Source organism: Deinococcus sp., assembly GCF_030523985.1.
Taxonomy (GTDB): Bacteria; Deinococcota; Deinococci; order Deinococcales; family Deinococcaceae; genus Deinococcus.
The window spans coordinates 1-7,501 of record NZ_JAUNHK010000111.1 but is presented as its reverse complement, the minus strand read 5'-3'; the positions used below and the strand labels follow the sequence as shown (position 1 = coordinate 7,501).

The 7,501-nt window shown below is 61.2% G+C and carries 9 protein-coding genes and 1 pseudogene; 7 read left to right on the top strand and 3 right to left on the bottom strand.

Annotation, left to right across the window (positions count from 1 at the left end):
• The coding region (locus Q4C89_RS12830; protein ID WP_303103015.1) for a GNAT family N-acetyltransferase at positions 1-394 on the top strand (394 nt) is incomplete at its 5' end.
• Positions 395-656: 262 nt separating this feature from the next.
• Here the strand turns inward: Q4C89_RS12830 and Q4C89_RS12825 are convergent.
• A complete protein-coding gene (locus Q4C89_RS12825; protein WP_303103014.1) occupies positions 657-1,235 on the bottom strand; it encodes a hypothetical protein in 579 nt (192 codons plus the stop codon).
• A 317-nt stretch (positions 1,236-1,552) separates the two neighbouring features.
• Here Q4C89_RS12825 and Q4C89_RS12820 point away from each other — a divergent pair, with 317 nt between their 5' ends.
• Positions 1,553-3,145 carry an aspartate:alanine exchanger family transporter gene (locus Q4C89_RS12820; RefSeq protein WP_303103013.1) on the top strand — a complete coding sequence of 531 codons (1,593 nt, stop codon included), beginning with the start codon at positions 1,553-1,555 and terminating at the stop codon, positions 3,143-3,145.
• A 70-nt stretch (positions 3,146-3,215) separates the two neighbouring features.
• Here the strand turns inward: Q4C89_RS12820 and Q4C89_RS12815 are convergent, their stop codons facing one another.
• Positions 3,216-4,526 (bottom strand): cytochrome P450, encoded by a 1,311-nt coding sequence (locus Q4C89_RS12815; protein ID WP_303103012.1) that lies wholly within the window; start codon positions 4,524-4,526, stop codon positions 3,216-3,218.
• 146 nt (positions 4,527-4,672) lie between these two features.
• Between Q4C89_RS12815 and Q4C89_RS12810 the strand changes: the two genes are divergently transcribed.
• The 5 genes from Q4C89_RS12810 to Q4C89_RS12790 all read left to right on the top strand — a co-directional run bounded on the left by Q4C89_RS12810 (position 4,673) and on the right by Q4C89_RS12790 (position 6,941).
• Positions 4,673-5,086 (top strand): putative toxin-antitoxin system toxin component, PIN family, encoded by a 414-nt coding sequence (locus Q4C89_RS12810; protein WP_303103011.1) that lies wholly within the window; start codon positions 4,673-4,675, stop codon positions 5,084-5,086.
• Positions 5,083-5,340 (top strand): toxin-antitoxin system HicB family antitoxin, encoded by a 258-nt coding sequence (locus Q4C89_RS12805; RefSeq protein WP_303103010.1) that lies wholly within the window; start codon positions 5,083-5,085, stop codon positions 5,338-5,340. Before Q4C89_RS12810 ends, Q4C89_RS12805 begins: the two co-directional genes overlap by 4 nt.
• Complete coding sequence (locus tag Q4C89_RS12800) at positions 5,337-5,546, top strand: hypothetical protein (protein ID WP_303103009.1); 210 nt, start codon at positions 5,337-5,339, stop codon at positions 5,544-5,546. Before Q4C89_RS12805 ends, Q4C89_RS12800 begins: the two co-directional genes overlap by 4 nt.
• Entirely contained in the window at positions 5,488-5,934 is a 447-nt protein-coding gene (locus Q4C89_RS12795) for a nucleotidyltransferase (RefSeq protein WP_303103008.1), read from the top strand. The genes Q4C89_RS12800 and Q4C89_RS12795 overlap by 59 nt, the downstream gene beginning before the upstream one ends.
• A 491-nt stretch (positions 5,935-6,425) precedes the next feature.
• On the top strand, positions 6,426-6,941 hold the full coding sequence (locus Q4C89_RS12790) for a GNAT family N-acetyltransferase (RefSeq protein ID WP_303103007.1): 516 nt from the start codon (positions 6,426-6,428) through the stop codon (positions 6,939-6,941).
• Between the two features lie 69 nt (positions 6,942-7,010).
• Here Q4C89_RS12790 and Q4C89_RS12785 read toward each other — a convergent pair.
• A pseudogene (locus tag Q4C89_RS12785) lies at positions 7,011-7,501 on the bottom strand (glycine dehydrogenase (aminomethyl-transferring)); the annotation flags it as partial.

The window sequence follows — 7,501 nt, the reverse complement described above, 5'->3', positions numbered from 1 at the left end:
CAGCATCATCGCGGCGTCGCACGACCCGCTGATTCCGCTCATCACCACGGTTCCCACCCCCTGCGACGAGGCGGCGGCGCTGGCCTTTATCGGGCGGCAGCAAGAGCGGTTGCAGACGGACACGGGTTGGTCACTGGCTATAGCCGAGGGAGACGCGCCCGCTCTGGGGCAAATCGGACTGTGGCCCGGCCAGCGCGAGACGGCTTCGCTGGGGTACTGGCTCTTGCCGTCGGCGCGGGGCCACGGGGCGGCGGCCACCGCTCTGGCGGCCCTGTCACGCTTCGGGCTGGGCCAGTTCGAGCGACTGGAACTGTACGTCGAACCCTGGAACGAGGCGTCGTGGCGCACCGCCGAGCGGGTCGGCTACCAGCGTGAGGGGCTGCTACGGGACTGAACTATTCTTCGGAGATGTCGGAAAAGCACCGACATCTCCTTCGCGCCGTTCAGTCCCGTATTTTCTTCTACTCACTCCGTTCGGAAGAATAGCTTGGATGCCCAAACTATTTTTCAAAGCCGTATGATGCGACAGTTTCAGGACATCGGCGGCGAGCGCAGAGACCTGTATCTGTACTCGTTGCTGCCGAGCGACCTACTGGAAGGCTGAACCGAAAATCCCCCCGCCGAGTAGCCACAGCGGGGGGAAACTTTAGTGAAGGTCAGAAGGTGAAGCTGCTGTCCTGAGCCGCGCCCTGGGCGTTGGTGTCGTTGCTGCCGCCCTGGGCGTGGTCGGCGTCATCCTTGTCATGGTCATGCTCTCCGCGTGGGCCACCCTTCTTGCCAGCGGGGCCGCGCTCGCCAGGGCCACCGCGCCCGTGTTCGTGCATGCCGTGACCGCCACGCCCACCAGGGCCGCGTCCACCGAAAGCGAAGGGGTTTTCGTTGAGGCGCTCCTTCATCTCAGCGGCGCGGTCACTGGGAAAGTCTCCGGCCTTCACGCCCTGGTCGATGGTCGCACTTCCGGCGGCTACGGCGGCGGCCTTCAGCTTGTCCACACTCAGGCCGAGTTGCGCGGCGAGCTTTTGCAGGAACACGTCGCTGTAGTTGGTGCCGCTGTCACGCGGGGGGGCAGGGCGCTGGTTGCCCTGGTGCTGAGGAATGCCGGGCTGGTCGAGGTTCTGGCCCTGCTGTGCCTGTCCGGGCGGCACGGGTTGCACACGCTGGGGCTGGGCGGCAAAGGCGAGGCCGACGGTGAGGGGCAGGGCAGCCCAGGCCATCAGGGGAAGACGGTTTTTCACGGTTCTACGCTCCTTGGGAACTTGGAAAAGATGACCCTGGGAAAAGGGGTTCGGTGTCTCCGAACGGCTGCTACTTTGCGCCCGCTGGGTTAATCGGCGGCTAAAGCAGGCCGCGTCCCTGACTGCGGGATGAAGTACCCCCCGCCCCGCTCTGGCGGTGGCAGACTAAGGACGTCGAACCTGACATTCCGCATTTTCGGAACAGCACCGCAAACGCTCCATTCCCGGTTCAACGTCCTTTTTTCGCTACTCGCTTCGCTCGGTTCATCCCAAGATGAACTTCGACCTACTTAACGGCACACCCTGGGGGGTGGAGTATGGTTCAACTGCTGATTGACAACCCTTTGCTGCTGCTCTTTCTCATCGCGGCCATCGGCTACCCGCTGGGGCGCATCAACATCCGGGGATTTTCGCTGGGCATCGCCGCCGTGCTGTTTACCGGGCTGGCGTTCGGCGCACTCGACCCCAACCTCAAGACCCCGCCGCTGCTCTACGAGTTCGGACTGGTGCTGTTCGTCTACACCATCGGCATCGCCAGCGGCCCCGCTTTCTTCAGCGCCATGAAGCGCGGCGGCCCGCGTGACAACGCTGCCGTACTGGGCGCGATTCTGCTGGCGGCGGGTGCGGTGGTGGCGGCGGTCAAGCTGCTGGGCCTCAAGGGAACGTATGCGGCGGGCCTGCTGGCCGGGTCGCTGACCAACACACCCGCCCTGGCGGGGGCCATCGAACGGCTGAGGGGCAGCGGCGCGGCAGAAGCCGTCCAGAGCGAACCTGTCGTCGCTTACTCGGTGGCGTACCCGATGGGCGTGATCGCCATGCTGCTGGCTATTACCCTGCTCAAGAAGCTGTGGAAGGTGCCGGACGCGGCCCCGCCCGAGCCGATCGACCACCGTAGCGTGCGCGTGCGTGATACGGCGGCGCTGCAAACCCTGCCCGACACCGTGCGGATCGGGCGCTACCAGCATGGCGAAAAGGTCGGTCTGGCGGGCCTGTACGACGACCAGTTGCGCCAGGAAATCGAGCCGGGCGACACCATCAGCCTGATCGGGCCAGCCAGCACGCTCGCGCAGGTGGTGCCGCAGGTGGGCGAAGACCTGGGCGAGGAGCTGGAACTCAGCCGCGAACATCTGGACATGCGCCGCATGTTCGTCTCCGAGCAGGGCGTGGCCGGACACCGCCTGGGCGACCTGCCGCTGCACGAGAAGTACGGCGCGACGGTGACCCGCATTCGCCGGGGCGACACCGACCACTTAGCCGACGAAAACACCGTGCTGCAACTGGGCGACCGGGTGCGCGTGGTGGCCCCGCGTGACCAGATGCCTGCCCTGACCCGGCTGTTCGGGGACAGTTACCACCGCCTCTCTGAAATCGACGCCATGACCTTCAGCGTGGGCATCGCGCTGGGCCTGTTGCTGGGGCTGGTCGCCATTCCGCTGGGCGGCGGGCAGACCTTCAAGCTGGGACTGGCGGGCGGTCCCCTGATCGTCGGCCTGATCCTGGGAGCGGTAGGCCAGACCGGGCCGCTCAACTGGCAATTGCCCTACAACGCCAACCTGACCCTGCGGCAAATCGGCCTGATTCTGTTTCTGGCGGGCGTGGGCAGCCGCAGCGGGTACGCCTTCTTTTCCACCGTCGCCAGTCCACTGGGGCTGAAACTGTTCGTGGCAGGCACGCTGATTACCACCCTCGCCGCCGTGACGCTGCTGTGGTGGACGCATAAAGTCCAGAAGGTTCCCTTCGCCCACGCGACGGGGCTGCTGGCGGGTCTCCAGACCCAGCCCGCCGTGCTGGGCTTTGCCACCGAAACCATGAAAAGCGACCAGCCCAACATCAGCTACGCCACGGTCTACCCCGTCGCCACCATCGCCAAGCTGATTCTGGCGCAACTGCTGCTGGGGCTGGGCAGTTAGCGACCACCGACGACAGAGTGGGGAGAGTGCCTGAATCCTAGCCTCTCCCCACCCCCTTCGCCGCTCTGTCTCAGACCTTAACCAGACGCAGATTCTGGTCGCCTTTCAGGTCGGAGACGTGGAAGGGCTTGAGCCGATAATGCGGGGGAAACAGCCGCAGTTCCTCGCCGCCAACCAGGGCAGAAATCAGGGTCGCCAGCAGCACCTCGGCCATGCCCGCGCCCAGGCAGGTGTGTGCGCCCGCGCCGTAGGGGTTCAGGGCGTTTTTCTGGCGGTGTTCGTTGCGCGGTTCCAGAAAGCGCTCCACGTCGAACTTGTCGGGGTCGCGGAACAGGGCCGGGTCACGCTGCGAGGCCATCAGCCCCATCAGGAGTTCTTCGCCCTGGCGAATCTGGTAGCCCTGAAACTCGAAATCGCGGGTGGCGTGGCGGTTAGGCAGGTTGGCGATGGGGTAGTACCGCATGACCTCCAGCGTCAGCGCGTGCAGCACCTTCAGCTCGCGCAGTCGGCTGGCGGGCAGCCCCTCCGCCAGCAGCGGCTCCACTTCGGCCCGCAACCGGGCATACAGTTCGGGGTCACGGTAGGCGTGGTACAGCGAAAGCGTCAGGACATTGACCACCGTATCCAGCCCCGCCACATAGGGCAGCATCATCATGAACACCAGTTCCTGCTCGTTGATGAGGTCGGGGTCGCTCTCCAGCAGCGCCTTGAGGTCACGCACATAGGGCGAAGGCAGGGTGTCGGCGTCCAGCGCCAGAATCTCCTGCGCGGCGGCCCACGCCCGTGCCTTGGCCGTCAGATAGTCCTCGCGCTTGAGGTCGGACGCCGGACGCACCCCGGCAATGTTGACCGCGATCTGGGTGTGCCAGTAGTGAATGAAATCCTGAAGCGAGTCGCCCGGTTTGCGCCCCAGCGTCAGCAGCCCCACGCAGTCGGCCACGAGCCGCTGGGCAAACGGCAGCACCGCGAACGCCTGCCCATACGGCACCTCGGCCACCGCCTGCCGCGCCAGTTCCAGCACCTGCGGTATCCCCTCCTGCGCCCGCGTCTTGGCAAAGCCGCCCCGCGCCGCCGCCCGGTACTTGCGGTGCTTTTCACCCTCCAGCATGGACAGCACATGCCGCCCGCCAAACTCGCGCACCACCCCTTCCCACATCTTCCACGCGTCGAACTCGCCCGTGTTCTTCGCCATCGCCTCGGCTGCCGCCGGGCCGCCCAGCACCACAAACTCGCGGTTCAGCGCCCGCACCCGGAAACAGGGGCCGTGCTTGGCATACTGCTGGTACAAAAAGCCTTCCATGTCCGAGACAAGCGAAACGACACTGCCGACAAGCGGGAGGCCATCGGCCACAGGGGGACGCGGTGCTGGGTGGGTTGTCATGGTGCCCCGTATCATCTCACACCCGTCGCCCGGTGACATCCTCCCCTGCCCTGCCCTTGCGCCCCCTCCACACCCAAGCCCCCGCCGCCCCCGAAAGGGAGCCAAAGCGGAGCTTTTCAGCCAAGATGAGTGATACCATATACGGTATGAAAGCAGTGCTGGATACCAACGTGATTTATGCGGCACTGCGTTCAAACCGGGGCGCATCCTTCGCTGTCTTGCAAGCCCTGCGGGCTGGTCGGTTCCAGATGGCTCTTTCTGTTGCTCTCTGTCTGGAATATGAAGATGTCCTGCTGCGTGACCCGCCGCCCATTCCTGCCGACGCCGTGCAAGACATACTGGATTATCTGGTCAGCATCAGCCTCAAGCCTGCGCTCAGTTTCAACTGGCGGCCCCAGCTCCGCGACCCCAAAGACGAACTGGTGCTGGAACTGGCCGTCCATGGGCAATGCCCCTATATCGTCACCTTCAACACCCGCGACTTTGCTGGCTGCGAGCGCTTTGGCGTTCAGGCCATCACTCCCGCCCAGTTTCTTGCCTTACTAGGAGGAACACCATGACCGCTATGAGTCTGCGTTTGCCCGAAAGCCTGCACGCCCAACTGAAAGCCGTGGCCGAGAAAGAAGGCGTGAGCGTCAACCAGTACATTCTGCTCTCGGTGGCCGAGCGTATGGCCCGTAGTGAGGATTATTTTGCCGTGCGTGCCGCCCGTGCCAGCGCCGAAAAGTTTGATGCTGCCCTGGCCCAGGTGCCCGATGCGCCCCCAGTTGAAGGCGACGAACTCTCCCCTGGCCTTGATAGACTGAAGCCATGAGCCTCGGGGAAATCAAAATGAACCGCCAGGTTATTGAGGTTACGACTTTTGAGGAGCAGCAAGAAGACTGGCCCTACTGGATGACCCGAACCCCAGCCGAGCGCCTGCAAGCGCTGGAATTGCTGAGGCAAATTCACTATGGCTACGATGCAACTACCACCCGACTTTGCCGAGTTCCTGAAGTTACTGAATCAACATGGGGTTAAGTACCTGCTGATAGGCGGTTACGCCGTTAATCTGTACGGTTTTGTTCGGGCGACGGGCGACCTGGATATTTTTGTGGAACTGACACAAGACAATATTCAGCGTCTGACAGCGACTTACCATGATTTCGGCATCAGCAGTGTTGAGGCTGAGCTGTTTCAACCCGGCAAAATTATCCGTATGGGTGTGCCACCACTGCGGCTGGAAGTTCTGAATAGAATCAGTGGCGTAGAGTTCGCGGAAGCCTACGCAGAACGCGAGACGATGGATATTGGCGAACTGAGTATTCCCGTGATTAGCCTGCGGCTGTTGCGGCAAAACAAGGCGGCCAGTGGGAGGCCCAAAGACTTGGGGGATTTGGCTTCTTTACCGGGCGACGAACTCCCCTAGCCCCGCCGCCCTTTCCATCATCCATCAGCGAAGCGAACCCATCATCCATCATCCCCAAGCCCCCGCCGCCCCCAAAAGGGAGCCAAAGCGGGGGCTTGAGCACGTAAGATCTAGTTGATACACAAATCGTCTGAAATGGGAATTCGACGTGTGGAACGTTTTAGACGACATGACAAAAGTGTTACCTGAGCTGTTCCCAATTTACCTTAATCGTTATGCCCATCGAATTGAAAAGTCAAGATGGTCAGCGTAGTATGACACCAAATTGGTACTCCGCCTTCGCCGGTTCGTCGTATCAATTTTTGGAGACAATATGAAGGACGTAGACAAGAAGAAAGACAGCACTAATACACCCGTGTTGACTTCTGCCGACGTTCGCTTTGTAGCTCAGCTGCTTGCACAGCCAGCTCACAAGCCGAAGCCCGGAATGGTGGCTGCACGTGAAATGCACCAGCGGTTTTTCGCTAAGTAAATAGCGTATATTGGCCGATGTGTTTACCGGTCAGCAGAAGTTAATCATCCAGCGCTTCGATCCAGATATACATGATCGGAGCGCTTTCTCATGCCAAATAGCAGATTCATTGCAAATCTATTTTACAGGTGAAGAGTTCATCAGAGATGTTGTTGACCTGAAAATTCTGGGTGGCTGGGTTGCCGCAGATGAATCTGGTAAGGTTTTCGGGTATTACACGTTAGGTATGCGGACACTTGATACGAAACAAATACCAAATCCTGAGCAGCTTGAGTTTCCTTTCAAGACACTAAATTTTGTAATTCTAAGTAGAATTGCTACTTGCGATGATCTTCGAGGTACAGGTTATGGGCAAGGTCTACTCTTTGATGCTGTTAAAACCGCCTATGAATTAGGCTCCCCTCTTGGTGCTCAAGGCGTCTACCTTGAAGCACGAAATGATGAGGTTATCAGAATCTATGAGAACTTCGGTTTTTTTAGTTTGCCGAGCAAAAGCGAACGGATGATATATCCTTTTAAAGATTTTTTACAATAAAAACGACTTCTAAGAAGCTGGCAGCCTCCGAGGTATGGAGACTGCCCCTTCCCTTTATCCTTGCCCTCCTTACGCCCCGACGTAATCCTCAATGGGCGGGCAACTGCACACGAAGTTTCTATCGCCGTACACGTTATCCACGCGGTTCACGGCGGGCCAGTACTTCCACGCCTTCTGCGCGGTGCTGGGGAACGCCCCCGTTTCGCGGCTGTAGGCGCGGTTCCACTCCGCGTCCAGCAGGTCGGCCTGGGTGTGGGGCGCGTGCTTCAGCGGGCTGTCTTCGGCGCTCATCGTGCCGTCCTGCACGTCCTGAATCTCGCGGCGGATGCTCAGCAGCGCGTCCACAAAGCGGTCAAGTTCGGCCTTGGGTTCGCTCTCGGTGGGTTCGATCATCAGCGTGCCCGCCACGGGGAAGCTCATGGTGGGGGCGTGGAAGCCGTAGTCCATCAGGCGCTTGGCAATGTCCTCTTCGGAGATGCCGCTGGCCTGTTTCAGCGGGCGAATATCCACGATGCACTCGTGCGCCACGCGGCCCCCCTTGCCCGTGTACAGGATGGGGT

What these genes read in the sequence shown, in the direction of transcription:
- Q4C89_RS12820 (WP_303103013.1), top strand. Translation starts at nt 1,553, where the DNA reads ATGGTTCAACTGCTGATTGACAACCCTTTGCTGCTGCTCTTTCTCATC.
- Q4C89_RS12815 (WP_303103012.1), bottom strand. Translation starts at nt 4,526, where the DNA reads ATGACAACCCACCCAGCACCGCGTCCCCCTGTGGCCGATGGCCTCCCG.
- Q4C89_RS12810 (WP_303103011.1), top strand. Translation starts at nt 4,673, where the DNA reads ATGAAAGCAGTGCTGGATACCAACGTGATTTATGCGGCACTGCGTTCA.
- Q4C89_RS12805 (WP_303103010.1), top strand. Translation starts at nt 5,083, where the DNA reads ATGACCGCTATGAGTCTGCGTTTGCCCGAAAGCCTGCACGCCCAACTG.
- Q4C89_RS12800 (WP_303103009.1), top strand. Translation starts at nt 5,337, where the DNA reads ATGAGCCTCGGGGAAATCAAAATGAACCGCCAGGTTATTGAGGTTACG.
- Q4C89_RS12795 (WP_303103008.1), top strand. Translation starts at nt 5,488, where the DNA reads ATGCAACTACCACCCGACTTTGCCGAGTTCCTGAAGTTACTGAATCAA.